General features: G+C 66.2%; 21 protein-coding genes. 9 read left to right on the top strand and 12 right to left on the bottom strand.

What is annotated here, in order from left to right; all coding sequences use genetic code 11:
- Window positions 1–29: 29 nt before the first annotated feature.
- The gene (locus R9B84_RS26340) at window positions 30–983 is read left to right on the top strand and encodes a LysR family transcriptional regulator (RefSeq protein ID WP_423762946.1); all 954 of its coding nucleotides are present in this window, start codon (window positions 30–32) and stop codon (window positions 981–983) included.
- 155 nt (window positions 984–1138) lie between these two features.
- Here R9B84_RS26340 and R9B84_RS26335 read toward each other — a convergent pair whose 3' ends face one another.
- Genes R9B84_RS26335 through R9B84_RS26325 form a run of 3 tightly spaced genes read right to left on the bottom strand, consistent with a single transcriptional unit; the run spans window position 1139 to window position 3253 of the window.
- The gene (locus tag R9B84_RS26335; RefSeq protein WP_423762945.1) at window positions 1139–2395 is read right to left on the bottom strand and encodes an MFS transporter; all 1257 of its coding nucleotides are present in this window, start codon (window positions 2393–2395) and stop codon (window positions 1139–1141) included.
- Window positions 2392–2727, bottom strand: a complete 336-nt coding sequence (locus tag R9B84_RS26330; RefSeq protein ID WP_423762944.1) for a hypothetical protein — start codon at window positions 2725–2727, stop codon at window positions 2392–2394. The genes R9B84_RS26335 and R9B84_RS26330 overlap by 4 nt, the downstream gene beginning before the upstream one ends.
- Before the next feature lie 37 nt (window positions 2728–2764).
- Window positions 2765–3253, bottom strand: a complete 489-nt coding sequence (locus R9B84_RS26325; RefSeq protein WP_423762943.1) for a MarR family winged helix-turn-helix transcriptional regulator — start codon at window positions 3251–3253, stop codon at window positions 2765–2767.
- A 159-nt stretch (window positions 3254–3412) separates the two neighbouring features.
- Here R9B84_RS26325 and R9B84_RS26320 point away from each other — a divergent pair, with 159 nt between their 5' ends.
- Window positions 3413–3904: a 2,4'-dihydroxyacetophenone dioxygenase family protein gene (locus tag R9B84_RS26320; RefSeq protein ID WP_423762942.1), complete on the top strand. Its 492-nt coding sequence runs from the start codon at window positions 3413–3415 to the stop codon at window positions 3902–3904.
- Window positions 3905–3987: 83 nt separating this feature from the next.
- Here the strand turns inward: R9B84_RS26320 and R9B84_RS26315 are convergent, their stop codons facing one another.
- Both R9B84_RS26315 and R9B84_RS26310 read right to left on the bottom strand, forming a co-directional pair.
- Window positions 3988–4821, bottom strand: a complete 834-nt coding sequence (locus tag R9B84_RS26315; RefSeq protein WP_423762941.1) for an MFS transporter — start codon at window positions 4819–4821, stop codon at window positions 3988–3990.
- Window positions 4821–5672: a class I SAM-dependent methyltransferase gene (locus tag R9B84_RS26310; RefSeq protein ID WP_423762940.1), complete on the bottom strand. Its 852-nt coding sequence runs from the start codon at window positions 5670–5672 to the stop codon at window positions 4821–4823. The genes R9B84_RS26315 and R9B84_RS26310 overlap by 1 nt, the downstream gene beginning before the upstream one ends.
- A 132-nt stretch (window positions 5673–5804) precedes the next feature.
- Between R9B84_RS26310 and R9B84_RS26305 the strand changes: the two genes are divergently transcribed.
- A complete protein-coding gene (locus tag R9B84_RS26305) occupies window positions 5805–6776 on the top strand; it encodes a LysR family transcriptional regulator (RefSeq protein ID WP_423762939.1) in 972 nt (323 codons plus the stop codon).
- 21 nt (window positions 6777–6797) lie between these two features.
- Here the strand turns inward: R9B84_RS26305 and R9B84_RS26300 are convergent, their stop codons facing one another.
- The 4 genes from R9B84_RS26300 to R9B84_RS26285 form a co-directional block, all read right to left on the bottom strand.
- A complete protein-coding gene (locus R9B84_RS26300) occupies window positions 6798–7046 on the bottom strand; it encodes a substrate-binding domain-containing protein (RefSeq protein WP_423762938.1) in 249 nt (82 codons plus the stop codon).
- A gap of 85 nt (window positions 7047–7131) precedes the next feature.
- On the bottom strand, window positions 7132–7533 hold the full coding sequence (locus R9B84_RS26295) for a hypothetical protein (protein WP_423762937.1): 402 nt from the start codon (window positions 7531–7533) through the stop codon (window positions 7132–7134).
- Window positions 7534–7974: 441 nt separating this feature from the next.
- Window positions 7975–8775: a PhzF family phenazine biosynthesis protein gene (locus R9B84_RS26290; protein WP_423762936.1), complete on the bottom strand. Its 801-nt coding sequence runs from the start codon at window positions 8773–8775 to the stop codon at window positions 7975–7977.
- A 928-nt stretch (window positions 8776–9703) separates the two neighbouring features.
- Window positions 9704–10663: a GlxA family transcriptional regulator gene (locus tag R9B84_RS26285; RefSeq protein ID WP_423762935.1), complete on the bottom strand. Its 960-nt coding sequence runs from the start codon at window positions 10661–10663 to the stop codon at window positions 9704–9706.
- A 136-nt stretch (window positions 10664–10799) separates the two neighbouring features.
- On the opposite strand from R9B84_RS26285, the gene R9B84_RS26280 reads away from it, so the two are divergent.
- The 5 genes from R9B84_RS26280 to R9B84_RS26260 all read left to right on the top strand — a co-directional run bounded on the left by R9B84_RS26280 (window position 10800) and on the right by R9B84_RS26260 (window position 15254).
- Entirely contained in the window at window positions 10800–11600 is an 801-nt protein-coding gene (locus R9B84_RS26280) for an SDR family NAD(P)-dependent oxidoreductase (protein WP_423762934.1), read from the top strand.
- Between the two features lie 50 nt (window positions 11601–11650).
- Complete coding sequence (locus tag R9B84_RS26275; protein WP_423762933.1) at window positions 11651–12412, top strand: SDR family oxidoreductase; 762 nt, start codon at window positions 11651–11653, stop codon at window positions 12410–12412.
- Between the two features lie 35 nt (window positions 12413–12447).
- Window positions 12448–12852, top strand: a complete 405-nt coding sequence (locus tag R9B84_RS26270) for a nuclear transport factor 2 family protein (protein WP_423762932.1) — start codon at window positions 12448–12450, stop codon at window positions 12850–12852.
- A gap of 222 nt (window positions 12853–13074) precedes the next feature.
- Window positions 13075–14883, top strand: coding sequence for a sensor domain-containing diguanylate cyclase (locus tag R9B84_RS26265; RefSeq protein WP_423762931.1), 1809 nt, complete (start codon window positions 13075–13077; stop codon window positions 14881–14883).
- A 74-nt stretch (window positions 14884–14957) separates the two neighbouring features.
- Window positions 14958–15254, top strand: a complete 297-nt coding sequence (locus R9B84_RS26260; RefSeq protein WP_423762930.1) for a hypothetical protein — start codon at window positions 14958–14960, stop codon at window positions 15252–15254.
- Between the two features lie 163 nt (window positions 15255–15417).
- Here R9B84_RS26260 and R9B84_RS26255 read toward each other — a convergent pair whose 3' ends face one another.
- Window positions 15418–16770, bottom strand: coding sequence for an MFS transporter (locus R9B84_RS26255; RefSeq protein WP_423762929.1), 1353 nt, complete (start codon window positions 16768–16770; stop codon window positions 15418–15420).
- Window positions 16771–16927: 157 nt separating this feature from the next.
- Window positions 16928–17887, bottom strand: coding sequence for an MBL fold metallo-hydrolase (locus R9B84_RS26250; protein ID WP_423762928.1), 960 nt, complete (start codon window positions 17885–17887; stop codon window positions 16928–16930).
- 177 nt (window positions 17888–18064) lie between these two features.
- Here R9B84_RS26250 and R9B84_RS26245 point away from each other — a divergent pair, with 177 nt between their 5' ends.
- On the top strand, window positions 18065–19714 hold the full coding sequence (locus tag R9B84_RS26245) for an IclR family transcriptional regulator (protein ID WP_423762927.1): 1650 nt from the start codon (window positions 18065–18067) through the stop codon (window positions 19712–19714).
- 516 nt (window positions 19715–20230) lie between these two features.
- Here the strand turns inward: R9B84_RS26245 and R9B84_RS26240 are convergent.
- Window positions 20231–23101 (bottom strand): alkaline phosphatase family protein, encoded by a 2871-nt coding sequence (locus tag R9B84_RS26240; RefSeq protein WP_423762926.1) that lies wholly within the window; start codon window positions 23099–23101, stop codon window positions 20231–20233.
- Between the last annotated feature and the right edge of the window lie 172 nt (window positions 23102–23273).

Genomic DNA, 23273 nt, shown 5'->3' with positions numbered 1-23273 from the left:
TCGCAATATCAATGTTCACTTGCGAAACTATGCAAGCAAAGAAACCGAAGAGCCGCGCGCTGCTCGGGCAGCTCAGCGACATGGATCTCCGCCTGCTGCGGGTCTTCAAGGGCGTCGTGCAGTGCGGCGGGATGGCGGCGGCCGAACTGGAACTGAATATCGGCATCTCGACGATCAGCCGGCACGTGAAGGATCTGGAGACGCGCGTCGGCCTCGTGCTGTGCCGGCGCGGTCGCGCGGGCTTCACGCTGACGCCCGAGGGCCAGACCGTGTACGAGGAGACGTTGCGGCTGCTCGCGTCGATGGAAGCATTTCGTAGCAGGATAGACGGTATTCACGACCGGATGGGCGGAGAACTGCACGTCGCGGTGTTCGACAAGACGGCCACCAACGCGAACGCTCGGCTCGGCGACGCGATCCGCCAGTTCGCGGACGAGGCGCCCGACGTCACGCTGAACCTGCACGTCGCGTCGATCAACGAGGTCGAGCGCGGGATCATCGACGGCAGCTACCAGGTCGGGATCATTCCCGCCCACCGCAACTCGGGCAGCCTCGTGTATTCGGAGCTGTTCGACGAACGGATGCTGCTGTATTGCGGCCGCCAGCATCCGCTCTACGATGCGCCGCACGGCAAGCTCACGTGGACGACGATCCGCAACCACGCGTTCGCGGGGCTCGGCTTCCATTCGCCGAACATGGAGCTGAGCCATCGCGCGAAGCTCACACGCAGCGCGACCGCGTCGGATCAGGAATCGATCGCGACGCTGATCCTGTCCGGTCGTTATCTCGGCTTCCTGCCCGACCATTACGCGGAAAGTTTCGAAAACAAGGGGCTGATGCAGCCGATCGCGCCGCACCGGTTCAATTACCGGTGCCGGTTCGTGAGCCTGCTGCGGCGCTCGCCGCGGCCGTCGCGGGCCGCGCTGCTGTTCCAGTCGTGTCTGGAAGCTGCACACGATGCGAAGGCGCGGCCGGCGGCGTAGGCGGCTCACTCGGGGAACCCGGTTCGCGGCGGTGCGCCGTGCAGCATCACTGCGCGCGGGACGCTCGGCAGAACGACTGGCTGGCCATGCGCGCGCGCCTGCATCGAATATGAGACGAACAGGCTCAGCCGCGCGTTCGTTTCCGCCCTGTTACGTCACGCGCCGTCGCCCTTGTCGACCGCACCGCCCGCGCGCAGCCTGGCCCGGCTGCGCTTCATGAAATGCGTCGCGACGAGCGCGGCGGCAAAACCGGACGCGGCGCCGACGCCGAGCGCCCAGCGCGGCCCGAGATGGTTCGCGACCCAGCCCGCCACCGGTGCGCCGAGCGGCGTGCCGCCGAGCGCGACCGCGAGGCGCAGCGCCATCACGCGGCCGCGCATCGTCGGCTCGGTCGACAGTTGCATCAGGCTGTTGGTCGAGTTCATGAAGGTGATCGCGGCGATCCCGGTCAGCACGAGCGCGGCCCCGAACAGCCAGTAGCCCGGCGCCAGCGCGGCGAGCGTGCAGCCGAGCCCGAACAGCGCCGCGCCGAACCACAGATGCCGGAAGCGCGGCTGTTCGCGGCGTGCCGCGAGCAGCGCGCCCGACACCGTGCCGACCGCCATCATCGATGACAGCACGCCGAAGCCGCGCGCGTCGACATGAAACACGCTGACCGCCATCGTCGAGATGAACAACTGGAAATTGAGTCCGAACGTGCCGATCAGGAACAGCATCACGAGGATCGCCTTCAGGTCGTCGCGCTGCCACACGTAGCGGAACCCGTCGAGCAGGCCACTGCGCGAGCGGCTCGCCCGCACATTCGCGCGCAGTTCGTCCTCCCGGAGCAGCGACAGCGACGCCAGCACCGCGAAGAAGCTGAGCCCGTTGGCGAGAAACGCCCAGCCGGTGCCGATCGACGCGATCAGGAACCCGGCCGCCGCCGGTCCGATCATCCGCGCCGCATTGAACGACGTCGAATTGAGCGCGACCGCGTTCGCCAGCTCGCGGTCGCTGACCAGTTCCGCGACGAAGGTCTGCCGCACCGGCGCGTCGAACGCCGACGCGCAGCCGAACAGGAACGCGAACACGTACACATGCTCGAGCCGCGCGACGCCCGTGACGGTCAGCGCGCCGAGCGTCAGCGCCAGCACGCCCATCAGCCCCTGCGTCACCATCAGCAGCTTGCGCTGGTCGAAGCGATCGGCCGCGTAGCCGGTCCACGGCAACAGCAGGAGCTGCGGCCCGAACTGCAGCGCCATCACCGTGCCGACGGCCGACGCGTCGTGATGCGTGAGCTGCGTGAGGACGAGCCAGTCCTGCGCGGTGCGCTGGATCCACGTGCCGATGTTCGATACCAGCGCGCCGATCGCCCACACACGATAGTTGAAACTGCGAAGCGAGCGGAACACGCCCGCGGCTGGCACGCTCATGGCCGCTCCCGGTCGGGCTCGTTGCCGCCGTGCAGCGCGCCGAAGTGCCGCGCGAGGAACAGGCCGAGCGCCAGTACACCGAGCCCGAGCGCGGCCGCGTCGGCCGTAACCTTCGGGTCGAAATCCCCGACGCGGCACACAAGCGCATAGCCGATCGCGAGATTCACGACGCCCCACACGACATTCACTGTGGACGACGACAGCCCTCGGCCGGGCGGATTCGCGAACGGCGTCTGGAACGGCTCGCCGCGCAGCCCGCTGGCGAGATGCGGCACGGCGTTCGTGAGAAACGCGCCGCCGAAAAAGTACGACACGAGATGCAGGGCGTTCATGGTCGGGCGGTCCTTTCGGCGGGCGGGTCGATGCGGTTCACGGGCGCGCCGGGTCCTGGAATTCGGCGAGCCGCTGCAGCAACTTCACGGCCGCTGCGAGTTCGGCCTGCTCCCGTTCCGATAACTGCGCGTGCAGTGCACGGAACAGCCAGTCGTCCTTGGCCGCGCGGTTGGCCTGCAGCACCTTGCGGAAACCGGGCGTGAGCGCGATCAGCGTCTGTCGTCCGTCCGTCGGATCGGGGGCGCCGGTGACGGCACCCAGCGCCTCGAGCGTCGCGACCGTCACGCGCATCGACTGCGGTCGCACGCTTTCGGCGCGCGCGAGCGCCGACACGGTCGCGGGGCCGTCGCGGTCGAGCCGCAGCAATACCGATTTCTGGGAAGACGTGAGGTCGTTCGGATGGGTCTGCTCCCGCATCCGCCGTATCAGCTTGCCGACCGAGATGCGGAGTTCGCCGGCGAGACCGGCCAGTGGGAGCGATTCGGAAGATGGCGATGGCGTGTTCATGAATCCACGGTAGCACATATACAGAAAAACTGTACAGTTTGACTGTATATATCGAGATGCGATGCTCACGTGCCTGCGGAGATCCGCGAATCGGGGACGAACGCGAAACGTCGCGTTCAGCCGCGCGATCCGCCTCTGCGATAATGCGGGCTCCCCATTTCCGCTCCGCCTCCCGCCATGACGCAGCCGCCCGCCCCGCTCTCCACCGACCTGCCGCCGATCTCGTGCCTGCCCGGCGATGCGCTGCCGTGGCTGCCGATGAGCGCCGACCTGCCGGGGCTGGCGATCAAGTACCTGCACATCAATGCGGCCGAGGACACGCTCACCGCGCTGTTGAAGATGCCGGCCGGCGGCACGCTGCCGCGCCATCGCCACGATGGCGAGGTGTTCGTCCATACGCTGCAGGGTGCGTGGCGCTACCTGGAATACGACTGGGTCGCGCACGCCGGCTCGACGGTGCTCGAACCGGCCGGCTCGGTGCATACACCGGAAACGCTTGGCGCGCCGGGCGAGGACGTGATCACGCTCAACGTGATGCGCGGCGATCTCGTGCTGCTCGACGACGACGGCCGCGAGACCGCGCGCGAGAATTGCCGCGTCGCGCTGCTGCGCCAGCGCAAGCATGCGCGCACGGCGCCGGACGCCGCCGTGGCGTTCGTGACCCGCTGACGTCGGGCGCGGTCGGATTCGGCGATCGGCGCATGCACGCTCGGCGTTGAAATGCCGGGGCCGCGCCGCATCGCCGAACGGGCCTAGTCAGCGGACCGCCGGATCAACTGGCGCAGCGACAGCGCGTGCAGCAGGATCGAGGTCGGCACTACGAACGCCGGGGTCAGCACATCCGGATAAACACCGGCACCGATGCTCGGCACATTCGGAACGATCAGTTGGAACCGGCCGGGCGACGTGATCATTCCCAACGTGATCGCGACCGCGAAATCCGCGAGGCCGAAGAGGTTCCACATGATCGCCACCTTCCGCCCGTCGGCCGTGCCGGTCGCGACGGCGATTGCCGCCGGCACGGCGAACACGCCGGTCAGCACGTCGCCGATTCCCGCCGGCAACGCGAACACGCCGGGCATCCCGCCATGCAGCCACGCGGCGAGCGCCCAACCGCCGAATACGCGGTAAAGCTGAATCGCGACGAGCCACGTCGCCGGCATCGCATCGAGCACCTGCCCGACCCGCCTCGACAACAGCAACAGCGGCGCGCCGATCAGCACCGGCAGGACAATCGCCAACGGCAGCAAAGGCGGCGCGTCCGGCGTGCCCGCGCGGAACGTGCCATCGATGGCCGCGCTCCACGCGACAGCGAACCAAAGCGTGTACGGAATCATGACCGCAAGCCAGGTCGTGCTGCGTTGGCCCGGCGTCAGGCCGGTGCGTTCGAGGCCGAGCCATAAACCGATCGCGACGACCGCATGAACCGCCAGTTGGTGAGCGGTGACTGCAACGCCGCTCGCGGGGATAGCCGGCTGCCAGTAGATCAGGCCGATCCGCAAGGCCGTCAGCGATGCGATCCAGAGCAGGCCGCGCCAGGCGGCACGCGACGGAACGATCCCGGCAGGAAAAGGAGCGGTTGTCATCAGCGGGCCTCCATGCGGTTCCGGATATTCGTGGCGTCGGCCTCGAACACCGCAGTGAGAATGCCGACCCGGCCTTCGACGAGATTGCGTCCCAGGTTCGCGAACAGTTGCGCGAAGTCCGGCCCCAGCACAATGCCAAGATTCGGCGACGGCGGCGGACCGGACGCGCGCCGTTGGGCGATCCACGCTTTTGCGGCCTCGGTGTCGTCCTGCCATGTCAGCGTGCGGAAACCTGCTGTCTCGATGGCCTCGCGTGTTGCGTCGGCCGTCATCAGGAAGCTCGTGGCCGGGGTTCGCGCCCACGGAACGGGATAGTGCGGTTCGCTGCCGTTTGCGACGACGTCGTATGTCGCGAATTTGCCGTCTGGCTTCAGCACGCGCCGGATCTCCCGGTAAAGCCGTGCGCGATCGGCGATGTTCATCGCCACATGCTGCAGCAACACGACATCGAAACAGCCGTCGTCGAACGGAAGGTCCAGCGCGCTGGCGGTACGAAACGACACCTGCCCGCTCTGCCCGGTGCGCTGCGCGAGATAGCGCGCGGCATCCACGAACGGCTCGCTGAGGTCGATGCCCGTCACCCGGCAGCCATGGGTTGCAGCCAGAACGCGAGCCGGCCCGCCGATGCCCGAACCGACGTCCAGCACCGCCATGTCGGCGGTGATCCCCACCAGTTCGGCAAGCTCGTCGGTGGCAGCCAGCCCGCAGGTGTGAAACTGGTCGAGGGCGTCCAGTTGCCGCGGTGCGAACGGTTGATCTTCCGGTCCGAGCACCGTGAGTGCGGCTTTCAGCCGCTCGGTCAGGCCGGTCGCGCGATAGTGCTCGCGCACGCCATCAAGCGCATCGTTCATGGTGACGTTCCTCCATGGATTCAAGCAGATCGTTCCGGGCTTGCGCGTCGAGATCGGCGCGATGCCTCGTCTGCAGGCGTAGGTGTAACATGGCCGCTGGCGAGCGACTATTCATCACAATGTTGATGGGCCATGAAGCAGAACTTCACAGTCAGGCAACGCGCACTCGATGGTGTGGAAGCGTTCCTCAGCGTTGCCCAGCATCGCAGTTTTCGCCGCGCTGCCGCCGAACTCGGCGTCACGCCGTCGGCCATCAGCCAGGCCGTGCGTGCGCTTGAAGAACGCATTGGCGCAGCGCTCTTCATCCGCACCACGCGTAGTGTCGGCCTGACGGAAGCCGGCGAACGGTTTCTGTCGCGTGCAAAGCCAGCGTTCGAAGAGCTCGTCGCCGCCAGCGAGGTGGCCCGCGATCTCGGCCAGCGGCCCACCGGACTGTTGCGCCTGTCGGTGCCGCGCGCGGTGGTGCCGATCCTGCTGGAACCGCTGATTGCATCCTTCTGCCGCGCGTATCCCGAGATCGAAGTCGAGATTGCCGCGAACGAGGCGCTGGTCGATCTCGCGGCGGAAGGGTTCGACGCCGGCATCCGACTGGGCCAGTTCGTCGACGCCGACATGGTCGCGGTGCCGCTCACGCCCCCGTTCCGTCTCGTCATCGTCGGCAGTCCTGCCTACCTTGCTGGCCGCGGCCGTCCCGAACGGGTGGACGATCTGCGCGAACATGCATGCTTGCGATGGCGGAGATCCAATGGCGCGCTCGCGCCGTGGTCATTCAACGACAACGACCGTGAGATCGAGGTCGCCGTATCGGGCCCGCTTATCGCGCATGATTTTCCTACCCTGCTGGGTGCGGCAGTCGAAGGTCTGGGCCTTGCGCAGCTACCTGAGCCCATGGTCTCGGAAGCGCTGAAAGCGGGAACCCTGGTGCACGTGCTGGAGCCGTTCGCGCCGGTGCGGCCGGGCGTGTTTCTCTACTATCCAGGCCGTCGGCAGATCATGCCGAAGCTGCGCGCGTTCATCGATCACGTGAAGAACCACCCGCCAGGTCCCGGCAAAACGTCGGCGCATCGTGCGCCGGGGCGTGCAGGACCGGGGAAAGGCGGATGAGGTTTTCTTTCGCGTGGCCGATTAGCGAGTCGGATGGTCGATCCGATCGGGCCGCAGGATCGCGATATCGAATGCCTCCCGCGCGTCGATCCGCCGCTTCAGCGCGGCCGCGTTGGCGAACGTGTTTGCGACACGATGTCCGGTCTGCCGCTCGAACTCGGGCGCGATTTCCTCAAGCGTCGAATTCAGCGCGGGCGTGCCGAAGACCTTGAGTTCGTCCGCGCGCCCTGACGCTGGGGCATGCAACGGTCGCGAGCCCCCGTTATCCATGCGCAGCCTCCCAATCATGAAGCGTAGCCACGCCGGGGAGCCGCTTTCCGTTTGGCCCGATGGGTTCAGAAAGTCAGCGGATAAGCTATCCGAAAACCCGAGCCCATGCCGCCCGAAGGCGTCGCGCGCGGTCTTCGAAGATATATGATGCCGCCAGCGTCAGGAGACCTGAAATTGCACCCGTCACGATGTGCTCGACATAGGGGATACGGTAGTGACTCGTGTGCGAGTAGGCGTCGCCCAACGTTGTCAGGACGCCAACGACCAGCGCATTGCCGAATCGATGCGCGTAGAGTTTCGCCGCGGGCGTGAAAGTCAAAAGTACAGCCAGGAGTCCAGTCAGCAGACCTGTATGAAATGCAATGGTCCAGTGGGCAAGGCTCATGATATTGCCCCAGCTCCCCGGCATGCAGGTCATGCACGCACTGGTCGGCTGCCAGAAGCGCTGGATAAACAGTCTGACGCGGTGCTTCCACTCGGTTGACATGATGCATTCCCATCAATGCCGTCATCGCGGCCGACGCCACCACACGTATCGTTGACGCAGTTTCCAAACCCTTTAACGAGCTTGCCGCCCTTGTCACGGATGGGCTGGCGGTGCGCCGTAGAGGCCGAGCAATGACTTGGATATGGGGAATACTACTCCACGATCAGACGGCCGCTGTCTCGACCGAGACCGGAATTCAACTCTTGTGTCTATCCGTGCGGTCCCGTCCATGACGGGCATCGAACGATGCGCTTCCGCGCGAAGTCGAGGTCCGGCATCGACCCACAACGGCCGGTCAGGTTTCGCGATAGCGGACCTTCATTTCCCACGTTTGTCACCTTGCGGAGCCCAATGATCTGGGGCGCACCGTCGCCTTACTGCTTCTGGCCGAACGCGTGTCAAAAAGCGCAGGCTCACACCTTCCGTTTACAACGGCCGCACCTACGCTTCCGGGATTTCGATTGTCCCTTCAAGATATTGAACAGCCTGACCGGAGATATATACCCGGTCGCCTTGTACGCGACAATGAAGTAACCCGCTGCGGCGTGACACCTGCATGGCCACGAGTTGTGACCTGCCCAAACGGTCGGACCATAATGGCGCAAGCGCCGCGTGAATAGACCCGGTCACCGGATCTTCATCTCCGCCATTGGCAGGCCAAAAGTAGCGGGACACAAAATCATGCTCATCTCCGCGCGCTGTCACGACAACATCGAGCGGACCAAGTGCCGACAGCAGATTGAGTTCGGGTACGACGGATCGTACCTCGTGTTCCGTTCCGTAGATCGCAACATAGGCTTGCTGGTTTATCAGCACTTCTTGAGGCCGTATCGAAAGCCCCTGGATCAAGTTCGCGGGTATTTCGTCCAATTTTTCAGGCCGGCGCTGCGGGAAGCTCATTTCGATCAGACCGTCATGCGTAAGGCAAACGGCAAGCCGACCGACCGCTTTCGCAACAAATTCGATGACTTCCAAATCATCACGTCGCTTGAAGATCACGTATGCGCTTGCCAGCGTGGCATGTCCACAAAAAGCAATTTCGGTAAGTGGAGAAAACCAGCGGATGTCGAACGCACCGTCGGCATTTTTCACGAAGAATGCTGTTTCGGACAGGTTGTTCTCAGCGGCGATTGCCTGCATCAAGCTATCGGGCAACCAGCGTTCGAGTGGCACTACCGCAGCGTAGTTACCCTTAAACACCTTATCTGAGAATGCGTCAATCTGATAGATCGGCAGTTTCATGAAATGTGCCTGTTCAAAGCGGGAGGTTAGTCAGCGATTTGCGGTGTTATTCGTAGACAACGATATCAGCCCGGGAAGCTGGCGAACATGTACAGATTGCGATGTTCGACACAAAAAGCGACCGTTCGCTTGGGCCGACGATGCCGTGGGCGTCGTCTGAAAGCAGCCGTTTGCCCAACGTTTTGCTGCCCGTCGATCCTGCGATGAAATGTTTTAGCGAGCATGAGCGGTGGCCCACCGGGACAACCGCGCATGACGATGACGGAAAAGAAACACGAGCACGCCTCCAATCATACTTGGCCACCCTGGCAGCCATCGCGTCGGCGAACGCAACTCAAAAGTCAGTTTGTCGTGCACTTCACAACCGCCGCTTATGTCGCGAATGGTCCGTTCGTGAATCCAGGTCCGAATGCCGAGCATTCGCGACGTTTCCTTGAATCGGAATCCGGGGCCCACTTCAGCGAGCGTGATGTCGTCGAAATCTACCGGGAGCACGCCCAACACAAGGAGCCAGCTCCGGCCGAGACAGCGCCCAAGCGGGAGTTGATCGATCGACCTACCTCGCAGAGCGGCAGGGACCGTCATGTGTAACCACGGAAACAGTTCGTCGTTGATGCCTTGCGGCGTTGTCACACGCGACCACGCTGCAGCGGCGCTTACCGGGAGTGTGGACCTTCGTTCAAATGTTGTTCTCACAGTCATCCCAATGTTTGAGTATTGTTCTCCCGGCCTGCCGGTCTCCACTCGGTCGAAAGAATTTGCACGGGCCACCAGCCTTGACAGTGAGTGGCCGTGATTGTCGACGATTCGATCGGTGGTGTCGACCGACCGAAACTGGCGGCGGATTCAGCCGGTAGCGGCCCTCGTCCCCACCCAAGCCAAGCCGACCCGATTCGTCCACATGCCCCTGCCTGTGGCGACCACCGGCCTAGCCACCTCCCCGATCGTCCGTACGCGCATCGCGACGCATCGCCTGCGGCGGCACGCCGAACCCGCGCACGAACGCCTCGCGCATGTGCCGGCGATCGCGAAAACCGTTCTCCTTCGCGATCACATCGAGCGGATGGCGGCTCTGTTCGATCATCAACCGCGCGGACTCGAGCCGCAACCGCTCGATCGCCTTCGCGGGCGACTGCCCCGTTTCGAGCGTGAACACGCGGCTGAACTGCCGCGGGCTCAGGTGGACCGCATCGGCGAGGTCCTCGACGGTCAGCGCGCGGCCGAGGTTCTGCCGCGCGTAGTTCAGCGCGTTCTGGATCCGGTCGGATTTCGGCGCGAGCTCCAGCATTTCCGAATGCTGCGACTGGCCGCCGGCCCGGCGCTGGTGCATCACCAGCTTGTGCGCGACCGAACGCGCGGCATCGGCGCCGAGATCCTTCTCCACCATCGCGAGCGCAAGGTCGAGGCCGGCCGTCATCCCGGCCGACGTCCAGATCGGCCCGTCGACGATGTAGATCCGGTCTTCCTCGACGCGAGTCTCCGGGTAGTGCCGCTGCATGTCGCGGCCGAAGGCCCAGTGCGTCGTCGCGCGGCGCTGCGCCAGCAGCCCGGCCTCGGCCAGCACGAATGCGCCCGTGCAGATGCCGGCGATCCGCCGCGCACGCGCGTTCGCGCGGCGCAGGAACGCGACCACGCCGGCCGGCGCCGGCGCAGCGAGCGGATCATTGACGCCCGCGACGATCCACGTATCGACGTCGATCCGCCCGCGCAGCGCGCGCGTCGCGACCGACAGCCCGAGCGACGAGCGCACGTCGCCGCCGTCGACCGAATAGTTATCCATCACATAGAACGCCTCGCCCGCGCCCATGTTCGCGTACTCGAACACCGACTGCGCGGCGAGCGCCATGATCTGGAAACCGTCGCTGATCAGAAAGCCGATTCGGTGCATGCGTGTTCTCCGGTCCCGGGCGTATCGGTGGCCCGACGTCCTGAATCATACCCATCTACGTCATTTGTGTCGCAGCGATTCGAAGCCAGAATGCATTCACGCCATTCGGCCACCTTCATCGAAACGGAGCGACATCATGACTCAAGCACATCGCGGTACCGCCCTCATTACCGGCGCCTCGTCGGGCATCGGCGCCCTCTACGCAGACCGGCTCGCGCGCCGCGGCTACGACCTGATCCTGGTCGCGCGCAGCCGCGACCGGCTGGCCGCCCTCGCCGAGCGCATCACGAACGACACGCAGCGCAGCGTCGAGATCGTCGACGCCGACCTCAACGACCGCGCGGCGCTCGCCGCCGTCGAAACGAAGCTGAAGCAGGACGCGAGCATCACGCTGCTCGTGAACAACGCGGGGATCGGCACGCACACGCCGCTGCTCGACAGCGACGTCGACGCGATGACGCGGATGATCGACCTGAACGTGACCGCGCTCACGCGCCTCACCTATGCGGCCGTGCCCGGCTTCGTCGCCCGCGGTCGCGGCGCGGTGATCAACATCGCGTCGATCGTCGCGATCTCGCCGGAGACGCTGAACGGCGTGTACGGCGGCAGCAAGGCGTTCGTCCTCGCATTCAGCCAGTCGCTGCACCACGAGCTCGCCGACAAGGGCGTGCAGGTGCAGGCCGTGCTGCCCGGCGCGACGGCCACCGATTTCTGGCAGACGGCCGGCCTGCCGCTCGAGCACCTGCCGAAGGAAATCGTGATGCCGGCGGCGGACATGGTCGACGCGGCGCTGGTCGGCTTCGATCGTGACGAACTCGTGACGATTCCGTCGCTGCACGCGGCCGACGAATGGGAAGCGTACGAGGCCGCGCGCCGCACGATGGCGCCGCACCTGTCGACCGATACGCCGGCGCCGCGCTACACGGTGGCGCGCTAATCCCCGTTTTCGCTTCTCCCCGATCCGATCACACAAATGGAGCACACGTCATGAAACTCAGCGGCAATACTGTCTTCATCACCGGCGGCACCTCCGGCATCGGCCGCGCGCTCGCGATTGCGCTCGAGCGGCGCGGCAACAAGGTCATCGTCGCCGGCCGGCGCAAGGCGCTGCTCGACGAGATCGCGCAGCAGCACCCGAATATCGACACGGTCGAACTCGATGTCGGCGACGGTGCGCAGATTCGCGCGGTCGCCGCCCGGTTGATCGACCGCTATCCGGCACTGAATATCGTGATCAACAACGCGGGCATCATGCCGTTCGACGACGCGGGCGGCCCGCTCGACGACGCGCAGGCCGTCCGCCTCGTCGATACCAACCTGCTCGGCCCCGTGCGCGTCAGCGCGGCATTCGTCGAGCACCTGAAGCGGCAACCCGACGCGACGATCATCAACAACAGCTCGGTGCTCGCGTATGTGCCGCTCGCGGCGACGGCGCTCTATTCGGCAACGAAGGCCGCGATTCACTCGTACACGCTGTCGCAGCGCTTCGTGCTGCGCGACACCAGCGTGCGCGTGCTCGAAATCGCGCCGCCGTGGGTCGACACCGATCTCGTGCACAAGAGCGGCGATCCGCGCGCGATGCCGGTCGACGCGTTCGTCGCCGAAACGCTGGCGCTGCTCGAAACCGCGACGACGGAAGTCGTCGTCGAAGCGGCCAGGCCGTTGCGCGACAACGCAGGGCCGAACGAGCACGCATTCGTCGAACAATTCAACCAGTTCGTCGTCGACAACCCGATTCCCGTGGCATGACGTCGCCCGGGAAACCCGTCATCGGAGCACACATCATGACGACCGCACTGGAAGAGAAAAACACGGCCTTCGTCCTCGAAGCGCTGGATACGCTGTTCAACCGGAAAGACTACGACCGTGCCGCGCAATTCTGGGCCGACGACTACGTGCAGCACAGCCAGCACGTTCCGGCCGGCCGCGACGGGCTGTTCAGCCTCGTCGATTCGATGCCCGACCTGCGTTTCGAATACGACAGGGTCGCCGCCAACGGCGACTTCGTGTGGGTGCACAGTCGGTACACGCACTCGGCCAGCCCCGTCGCGCTGATCGCACTCGATATCCTGCGGATCGAGGGCGGCAAGCTGGTCGAGCACTGGGACGTGCTGCAGAACGAGGCGACGCGCGCCGAATCGGCCGGCGGTCACCCGATGTTCGGCGACGCATTTCCGGACACACGTTGATGCGGTCGTTCGTCTGACGAAAAGCCTGGCGCCGGCGCGCCGGGACGCCGCCGGGGACTCCTTCCCCAGCGGCGCAAATGGGCTGCATGGAACACCGATTCCCGCACGCTTGCGTTGTATTTTTCGCAACAGTAAGCTCTATCGCTGCAGTCTCCGAAGCAGCGCCATATCGGGCGCGATCCGTCCGATCACCCGGGCAATCGACCGTTGCGGAATTCGACCATGCGGTTCCGTATGTTCATCACCGAGACCGGCGACGCGCCGGCCACCGCGCGCGGTTCGGCCGACCGTCAGCCGGCGCTTGCGCCGCCGCCCGAACTGGCGATCGTCTGCCGCATTGCGCGTGCGCATTTCGGCACGGCCGGCGCCTTCGTGGCGCACGCCGAAGCCGGCACGCAACGCGTGCTGGCGGCCGACGGAGTGCTACCCGACCGGCTTCCCGCCGATTTCTTCCCGCCATACGTCGAACGAGATCCGTCTGCCGGCAGGCGATTCGTCCTGCCCGGCGCGAACGGCGGCCTGCAGTCCGACAACACCCCGCCTCACGCACCGCAAGTCGTCGCCGCCTGCGAACTGGTCGCGCCCGACAGTGACACGCTCGGCACGCTGTGCATCGTCAACCCTGGTGCCCTGACGCTCGACGCCACGCAATGCGCGCTGCTGCGCGACTTCGCCGCGCTGGCCGAACGCGCACTCACCCGCGCGATTGCGGAAGCCGCGTTGCGCGATCGGCTCGGCATCGTCGAGGAGCACAGCACGATGACGACGCTCGCGCTGACCGAAAGCGGCACCGGCGTGTGGGACCGCAACGTGGAAACCGGCGAGATTCATTACTCGCCGGCCTGGAAGGCGATGCTCGGCTACGCGCCGCACGAACTGAGCAGCCGGATCGAGGATGCGTACCAACGGCTGCACCCGGACGATGTCGACGACGTGAAGGCCATGATGCTCGCGCACTTCGAGCGGCGGACCGACAACTACGAGGTCGAGCACCGCATCCGCTGCAAGGACGGCACATACAAGTGGATTCGCAGCCGCGGCAAGGTAATCAGCCGCGACGGTATCGGCCGTGCGCTGCGCATGGTCGGCACGACCACCGACATCACGGCGCTGCGCGAACTCGCCACGCGGCTGCGCGACTCGGCCGCGCTCGTCACGGACCTCACCGACCAGGTTCCCGGGCTCGTGTTTCAGCTGCGGCAGGCGGCCGACGGGCGCCGCACCTTTACCTATGCGAGTGCAGGTGTCAGCGACATCTACGAACTGACGCCCGAGCAGATCGCCCGCAGCGCGGATGCGGTCGAGACGCGGATCCATCCGGCCGACCTGATCGCGTATCGGCAGTCGCTGCATGAGTCGTCCGTGCGACTGACGCCGTGGCGCCTCGAATATCGCGTGCTGCTGCCCGGCCAGGGCCTGCGATGGCGCGAAGGCGATGCGCGCCCGCAACGCATGGCCGACGGCGGCACCGTGTGGCACGGCTTCATCACCGACGCGACCGACCGCAAGCGCATCGAGGCCGAACTGCAGCGGATGGCGACGACCGACCACCTGACGCAACTGTCGAACCGCCACGCGTTCATGCGGCAGAGCGAAGCCGCGCTGCGCTGCGTGCGCGCGACCGGCCGGGCCGCCGCGGTGCTGATGCTCGATCTCGATCACTTCAAGGCGCTGAACGACCGCTGGGGCCATCCGCTCGGCGATCGCGCGCTCCGGCATTTCGCGCGGCTGCTGCTCGCGGAAACCGGGCCGGACAGCATCGTCGGCCGGGTCGGCGGCGAGGAATTCGCGATCGTGCTGCCGGGATCGGACCTCGATACGGCGATTGCGTTTGCCCGGCGCCTGCAGCAGCGCGCGATGCAGGCACGGCTCATCCACGAGGATCAGCCGCTCGAGCTGACCGTCAGCATCGGCATCGACGCGATGCGCGAGTCGGATTTCGGCGCATACCAGTCGCTGTCGCGCGCCGACAAGGCGCTCTATCTCGCGAAGGATCGCGGCCGCAACCGGATCGAGGTGTATCGGGCGTAGCCCGGGACGGATTCGCCCCGCGTGTTGATCGATCGTGTAGGCTTGCGCATCGATCTGACGAATGCCACCTCGCCATGAGCCTTTCCGAACGAACCACGCACATTCCGGCCTGCCTTCTCGGCGTCGCGCTCATCGAGCTGCTTGCGCTCCTGATCTGCTACCTGTCCGCCAGTTCGATGGAAGATCCGTATGCCGGCGTTCGCGTGCTGCTCACCGCGCTGGTCTGCGCAGCTGCGATATCGGCCGTCGCGCTCATCGCAGGCATCGCGTATCTGGCAATCGACCTGCAGGCGCGCGGCGCCAGGATCAACAGTGCTGTGGCACTGCATGGCGTGCTCATCCTGCCGGGGCTGTATCTGTATTTCCATTGAACTGACCTGCGGTCGCCCGGTCACGCACGCGCCTGCGCGCGCACGCCCAGCAGCGCCGCGATCATCAACATCGCCGGATCCATGCGTCTCCTCGATGGATTCGGATGGGGGACGCACGTGAAGCGCCGGCCGCCGCCGCCCGCGGGCAGCGGCCGGCCGTGGTTCAGTCGCGCTGTGCGGCTTCGCCCTTCACGCCGAGCATCAGCGCGACGCCGCTCGCGACCAGCAGCGCGGCCAGCAGGTACACCGCGAGATCCATGCTGCCCGTGCGCGTGCGAATGATCCCGATCACCCACGGGCTGACGATGCCGCTCGTGATCCCGATGCTGCTGATCAGCGCGATCCCGGCCGCGGCCGCGTTGCCCGACAGGTAGCGGGTCGGCACGGCCCAGAAGATCGGCAGCGCGGCGAAGATCAGCGTCGCCGCGATCGACAGGCACGCGAGCATCGCCGCGAAGCTGTGCAGATGCAGCGTCAGCGCCGCGAGCGCGAGCCCGCCGCCGATCGTGCAGCACGCGAAGTGCTTGCGGCGTTCGCCGGTGCGGTCCGAGCGGCGCGCGATCAGGATCAGCCCGACCGCGCCGACCGCATTCGGCACGACCGTGTAGAGGCTCACGGCGACGACGTCGGTCACGCCGAAGTCGCGGATCATCAGCGGCATCCAGAAATTGAGCGTCAGCGACGCGCAGGTCAGCGAGAAATAAATGAACGCGAACAGGTACACGCGCGGGTTCGCGAGCGCAGCGGCGAGGCTGCGCCCGTCGTGCGCGCTGCCGTGCCCGCGGCCGTCCGCGCACAGCGCGGCGACCCGCGCCTTGTCATCGGCGGTGAGCCATGCGGCGTCCTGCGGCCGGTCAACGAGGAAAGTGAACGCGGCGAACGCGAGCAGGATCGCCGGCGCGCCTTCGATCGCGAACATCCATTGCCAGCCGTGCAGCCCGAGCACGCCGCTCATGTCGCGCATGATCCAGCCCGACATCAGGCCGCCGAGCACGCCGGCCACCGCGACGCCCGCGAAGAACACCGAGATCGCCGCCGCACGCCGGTTAGCCGGGAACCACCAGGTCAGGTACAGCACAATGCCGGGGAAGAAGCCGGCTTCGAACACGCCGAGCAGGAAGCGCAGCACGTAGAAATGCGATGGCTGCGACACGAACATCATCCCCGTCGACGCGATGCCCCACAGCAGCATGATCCGCGTGAACGTGCGGCGCGCGCCGAAACGCGCGAGCAGCAGGTTGCTCGGCACTTCGCAGAACACGTAGCCGACGTAGAACACCGCGGCGCCGAGGCCGTACATCGCATCGCTGAAGCCGAGATCGTGCTTCATCTGCAACTGCGCGAAGCCGATGTTGATGCGGTCGAGGAACGACACGACGTAGCAGAGGAACAGGAACGGGACGATCCGCCACGCGATCTTGCGGAACAACAGCGCGTCGCCGGATTCGGACGTCGATGAGGATACCGAAGCGCTCGCGTGTGCGAGCGTCGCTTCGGCGGGAAGCGATTGGGGCATGTCTCTCTCCAAACGGGCCGCGCGAATCGAGCGCGCAGCAGTCTCCGAGGGCGTGCATGCGCCCTGCTTTCTTGTGAGACCGGATACGGCGGCGGAAACCGCCGCCCTCAGTGAAACGGCGGCGCGTTCACGCGAACGCCCCGCCGCCGTGTGCCGCTCAGTCCTGCAACGCGGCCCACATGTCCTTGTCGCGCTGCGCCGTCCAGATACGCGGATGCGTGATGCCGCTCGCCTCGTCGAACGCGCGCGATACGTCGAACGGCAAGCAGTGCTCGTAGATGAACACGTGGCCGAACTTCGGATCCATCGCTTCGCGCGTGAGCGCCATCGACGCCTTCAGGTCGAGATTGCGCTCGACGGCCTTGCGGCCCTGCGCGAGCAGCGTCGTGACGAAATCCTTCGTGTAGTCGAGGCCCTTGTCGACCTCGGCCGGATTCAGCAGCGCGGGGCCGCGGCCCGGCACGAGCTTCTCGGCGCCGAGCGCACGCAGCGCCTCGAGCGTGGCCGGCCACTGTTCGAGCTGCGCGTCGCCGCAGTAGCACGCGGCGTCGTATTCGACGAGGTCGCCCGAGAACAGCACCTTCTGCGACGGCAGCCAGACGATCGTGTCGCCCTTCGTATGCCCCGAGCCGACATGCATGATCTTCACTTCGAGCTTGCCGAGGAACAGCGTGATCTCGCGCTCGAACACGAGCGTCGGCCAGGTCAGGCCGGGCACCGTCTCGACGCCCGCGAACAGGCGCGGGAAGCGCTCGATCTCCGACTTCATGTCGGCGTCGCCGCGCTCGACGATCATCTCGTACGTGCCGCGGCTCGCGATCACGTGCTGCGCGCCTTCGTCGAAATACGCGGACGCGCCGAGCACGCGCACCGCGTGGTAATGCGACAGCACCACGTGCTTGATCGGCTTGTCGGTCACGCTGCGGATCTTCGCGATCAGGTCCTGCGCCATCGCGGGCGTCGCGGTCGTGTCGACGATCAGCACGCTGTCGTCGCCGACGATCACGCCCGAGTTCGGGTCGCCTTCGGCGGTGTACGCGTACGCGTTCTCGGACAACTGCGTCCAGGTGACTTTCTTCTCTTCCAGATCGGCTTGGGAGGCGAATGCTTTGGCCATGTTGCGTTCCGTGGCTGCGAGCCATGTGTTGAGGGGTGTGAGCGGATCATCTTCCCGTGCCGATTATTTGTCAATGACAAAGTCGCTTGCTATTGTTTAATACGGGTAAACCTGCGGGCTGGCGCGATAAATGGCGTCGGATACCATGCGGGGTTTCGTCAACGGAAGATTCATCGCGTGCAGAACCACGAAGTCAGCGCAGACGACGCGCCGCCCAAGGCGCAGCGCGGGATCCAGAGTGTCGAGGTCGGCGGCCGGCTGCTCGACGCGCTCGCGCGCCGGCGCAAGCCGCTCGGCCTGTCGGAGCTGGCCGCGGCAGCCGACCTGTCGACCGCGCAGGCGCACACCTATCTCGTCAGCCTGACGCGGCTCGCGCTCGTGAAGCGCGACGCGATCACCGGCAACTACGAGCCGGGCCCGTTGTCGTTGCGGCTGGGGCTGATGTCGATCGAGCGCCAGCCGGCCTACCGCGCGGCGCTGCCGCACGCGGTGCGGCTCGCGGAAACGGTGGGCCTGAGCGTCGCGCTGTCGGTGCCGGGTGCGCTCGGCCCGACGATCGTGCGCATCGAGCACGGCGGCTATCCGTTGCACGTGAACCTGCACGTCGGTTCGGTGATGTCGCTCGACACGACGGCGACGGGCCGCGTGTTCCGCGCATTCGGCGATCCCGCGCAACTCGACGCGATGGCGGCCAGCCAGGCCGGCGCAGGCGATACGCTCGCAGGCGCCGAAGGCACGCAGCACGCCCCGGACGCCGACGCGCAACAGGCCGCACTCGACGCGATCCGCGCACGCGGCATCGAGCGCAGCGTCGACCGGCCGAGCCCCGGCGTCAGCGCGATGTGCGTGCCGGTGTTCGACGCGCACGGGCGCCTGCAGCTCGCGTTGACGGTGATCGGTTCGAGCGGATCGATCGATGTCGGCTGGGACGGCCCGATCGCGACCGCGTTGCGCGATGCGGCTCGGCAGGCCACCGCATCGCTCGGCGCGGAACGTGCGGAACCGCCGCCCGCACCGGCGGCGGGCGCATCGCGCGTGCCGCCGGCGCTGGCCGACGACGCGAAGGCGCAGCGCGGAATCAATGCGCTCGACAGCACCGGCGAGCTGCTGCTCGCGCTGGTATCCGCAGGCCGCGCGCTGCCGCTGCGCGATCTCGCGGCGGCGGCGGGCATGCCGGCGGCAAAGGCGTTTCCGCACCTCGTCAGCCTGCAGAAGATCGGCCTGCTGAGCCGCGACGACGCCGGCTGTTTCGACGGCGGCCCGCTCGGGCAGGCGCTCGGCCTGATCGCGATGCAGCGCGTGTCGCCGACGCGCGACGCAGAAGCCGAGATCGTCGCGCTGGCCGGCGCGACCGACATGAGCGTGGCCGCCGCGACGCTCGGGCCGCTCGGGCCGACCGTGATCCGCCTCGAGGAATCGGCGCGGCCGCAGCATGTGAGCCTGCAGGTCGGCACCGTGATGTCGCTCGTCAATACGGCGATCGGCCGGATCTTTGCGGCCGGCATGTCCGACGACGTGCTGGCCGACCTGCTCGCCAACGAGCCCGTGCGCCTCGCCGGCAGCGGCCCCGCGCAGGCCGACGATGCATTCCGCGCGCGGCTCGCGGCGATCCGCGCGGACGCGCTCGATTTCGCGTTCGACGCGCCGGTGCCCGGCATCGGGACGATCGCCGCGCCCGTGTTCGATCACACCGGCAGCATCCGGCTCGTGATCGCGATCATCGGCTCGTCGCGCGGCTTCCCGCGCGGGCCGGACAGCGACCTCGCGCAGACGCTGCTCGCCGCGACGCGGCGGCTGTCGTGGCGGTTCGGATGGATCGGCCGGTAATCGCCGCAACGCCGCCTTCCTCTCCGTCGCTCGATTCCCGCTCTCCTTCTCCTTGCAAGGCCGTGCTTGCCACGGCCTCGTCGCGCCTGTCCGCGACCTGGTGGATCGCGCAAATTCATGTTGCGTAGCAGCAACATAAATTGTCAGTAATTCTCATATAACGAAATCGAATTTCACAGGGCGGTGACGTTTCGCTATGATTAGGGTTATCCCTAACTCGCCACCTATATGGGGCTTCGTCATGCAAACGTCTAATGTCTCCGATCGTTCCACCCAATCCGCTGGCTGGCTCGCACGTGTTGGCGAGCTGCTGGCAGAAGCCTGGCAACTCCACCTCGATAACTGCGAAGTCATCGCCGAAGCGCACGCGCGCCTCCCGCACTGAACGGAACGACCGGGGCTGCACAGGTTTGAAATGAATGACGGTCCGTCGAGCGGACCGTCATTTGCAATCGGGCATGCTTTCCGCCGCGGCCTGCGCCGGTCTCCCGGCCAGGTTCCTGCGACGGGCGGGCGTCAGCCCTTCACCGCATGCTTCGCGGCCGCCGGCCGCGCGTCGTCATCGTCGTCGTGCCGTCGCGTCGCCTGCTGCGTGTCGCCCGGCCGCACCGGGTACGCCTTCGCCCCCATCAGCCCCTTCCACAGCACCTTGTTGTACGCGACCGCATCGAGCCGGTCCTCGACCGAGAAGTCCATCCCGCGCGTGACCGCTGCCCAGTAGCGCATCCCGTGCGTCGGCTTGAGCGCCGCCGTCTTGATGTCGCCCGCCGGGATCGGCAACTGCGTGTTCGCGAGCAGGCCCGACGCGACCGCCTTGTACGTCCACTTCGACTGACTCATGTCGAACACGTCGGTCATCGGCCCTTGCGTCGCGTCGAACAAACCGAGGTGATCGAGATTCAGCACCTCCGTGATCGTGCGGATCATGTTGACCGTCGTGTAATGCGTGCTGACGACCGCGTTCTGCTTCACGTACGGCCCGATCACGAATGCCGTGCTGCGATGTGCGTCGACGTGGTCAGGCCCGTCTTGCGCGTCGTCCTCGACGATGAAGATCAGCGTGTCCGCCGCATACGGGCTGTTCGCCAGCGCCTGCGCGACGCGGCCGACCGCATAGTCGTTGTCGGCCATGTCGAGCTCCGGCGTGTTGACGCCGTCCAGCGACGACGCAAAGCTGCCGGTATGGTCATGCGGCAGCCGCAGCAGCGTCAGCGCGGGCATCTGGCCGTTGCTGACGAACTGGTTGAATTCGCGCTCCCACTCCAGCTCGCGGTACAGGTCCGGATACGCGTTGTCGTAACCGCGGAAATACGGATCGGTGCGATCGACGAGCGCAGGCGTCACGCTGTACCCCTGCACCTTGTTGTCGGCGAACGGCGCGCGATCCATCGGAATCGCGTTCGGTCCGCCGTTGCGCGAGATATCCATGAAGAAGCCGTAGTTGCGCACCGTCAGCCCCGCGCGCAGCGCGGCGTTCCAGATATAGCCCTGCTGTACGGCGTCGGACGGGCCGTCCGGCGCCGACACGTCGGCCGTGCCGGGCAGCAGGTCGGGGTCGGCCGGCGTGAGCGGGTTCGCCGTCGTGCGTTGCGCGCCGGTCAGGCCCACGTCGACGTTTCGATTCTGGCCTTCCCAGTCGTAAGAGCCGCCGCGCGAGCCGCTGCGCACCGGGCTGCTGGCATAGTTAACGGGCAGCATCTTCGCGCCGGCGTCGGATTCGCGTGCGCCGGTCGACCACGGCCAGCCGTTGCCGCTCACGTCGCCGGAATCGTGGAAGTTGTCGAGCGTGACGAACGTCTTCGCGAGTGCGTGCATGCTCGGCGTCGTCGCGTCCGGGAACTCGGCCAGCGACGGATCGCCGTTCCCGCGGCCCAGATCGCCGAGGACCTGGTCATACGTGCGGTTCTCCTTGACGATATAGATCACGTGCTTGATCTTCTGTCGCAGCGCGTTCATCGTCGCGACGTCCGCCGTGGAGAGCGCGGCGTTGAAACTGTTGTTGTCGGCAACCTGCTTCGTCAGCAGACCGAGCGTCGCGCTATCCGGCGCGGGCATCCACATGAAGCCGCCCTTGCTCAACTGCTCGATGTACTGGTTCTCCACCAGGTGCACGGGCGAGTTCTTGACCGGGCACGGCACGGTCCGGCCGCTGTCCTTGCAGTTGCCCGGATTCGGCCCCGGCATGTTCTTCGTGTAGACCACGTAGAGCGCGTTGTTCGCGCCGACCGCGACATCGGACGGATACCATCCGGTCGGAATCAGTCCCGTCACTTTCGCCGTATCGCCGGACAGCGAAACGACCGCAACGTCGTTGGTGCCGCGATTGGTCACGTACAGTGCGGTTTCGTCCGGTGACAGCGCGAGCCCGTTCGGCGACGCGCCGCGATACTGCATTTCGGTGACGAGCCCCGCGGGCGCAACCGTCGACACGCTCGACACCACCTTGTTCGATGTCGTATCGATCACCGACACGGTGTCGGCGTTGTCGGACGCGACGTAGAGGCGCGTCTGCGCCCGGTTCAGCACCATCTTGTTCGGATTGCCCTTGACCGGGATACGCGTGACGACCTGCGGCGCATTGGTCGAGATGTCGACGACGACGATCTCCCGATCGCGTTCGCTCGACACGTAGGCCGTCTTGTTGCCGACGATGCGCACCGCGTTCGGATATTCTCCGCCGGGCGCGCCCGCTGCGCCGCCGCTCTTGCCCGGCCGGAGATCGCGTTCGGCGAGCACGGCGCCGGCTGCGACATCGACCAGCGTGACGGAGTCGTGATAGCGGTTTGCAACGACCGCGCGCTTGCCGTCCGCCGTCACGTCGACGCCGGTCGCGAGCGGCGAGCTGCCGAGGCCGTTGCCGCCCTTGTGATTCAGCGCGATCGGCGCGCCGGCTTCGCCCCACACGCCCTGCGACAGCGCAAACACATGCAGGTTGTCGTCGCCGCCGCCCGTCACGTAGAAATGCTGGCCGTCCGCCGCGAAAGCAATGCCGACGTAGGTATTCGGCACCGGCAGCACCTGCTTCTTCACCGGCGTGCCGCCCGACACGTCGAACACGAACACGTACTCGCTCGAATCCGCACTGATCAGCTTGCCGCCCGCATCGAGCCTGTTGTTGTAGCCGCTCGTCAGCACGAGCAGCGTCTTGCGGTCCGGGCTGAGCGCCTCCGACACCGGTTGGCCGGCGATCAGGTCCGGCACGTCCTGCAGCCCCGGATTCAGCGCGACGAGCGTCGTGCCAGGCGCGGCAGACGGCGTAACGCGCTGTCCGGTCGACAGCAGCGTCGACGTGGTGTCGCCGAGCGTCGCGGTCGTGTTCACGGAATCGCTGTTGCACGCGGTCAATGTCGCGGCAACCGCTCCAGCAAGGACGAGAATCTTGTACACGGATACTCCTGTTCGTCGAATGAGAACGTTTTCACCGCCCCACCGAAACGAGCGGTAATTATTCGTAACGAACAGCAGGATATTGACCGTGGGTGAACCACCGGTGACGGCAACCTTGCCGAAAGCATTCAAGCGCTTTCGTTTCGCCTTCCATCACCGCTCGGTGCGCGCG

Origin of the sequence: Burkholderia sp. NLJ2 (assembly GCF_049487195.1) — a bacterium.
Classification (GTDB): Bacteria; Pseudomonadota; Gammaproteobacteria; order Burkholderiales; family Burkholderiaceae; genus Burkholderia; species Burkholderia pyrrocinia.
The sequence above is the reverse complement of the archived record's forward strand: the minus strand, read 5'-3'. Positions and strand labels throughout refer to the sequence as shown.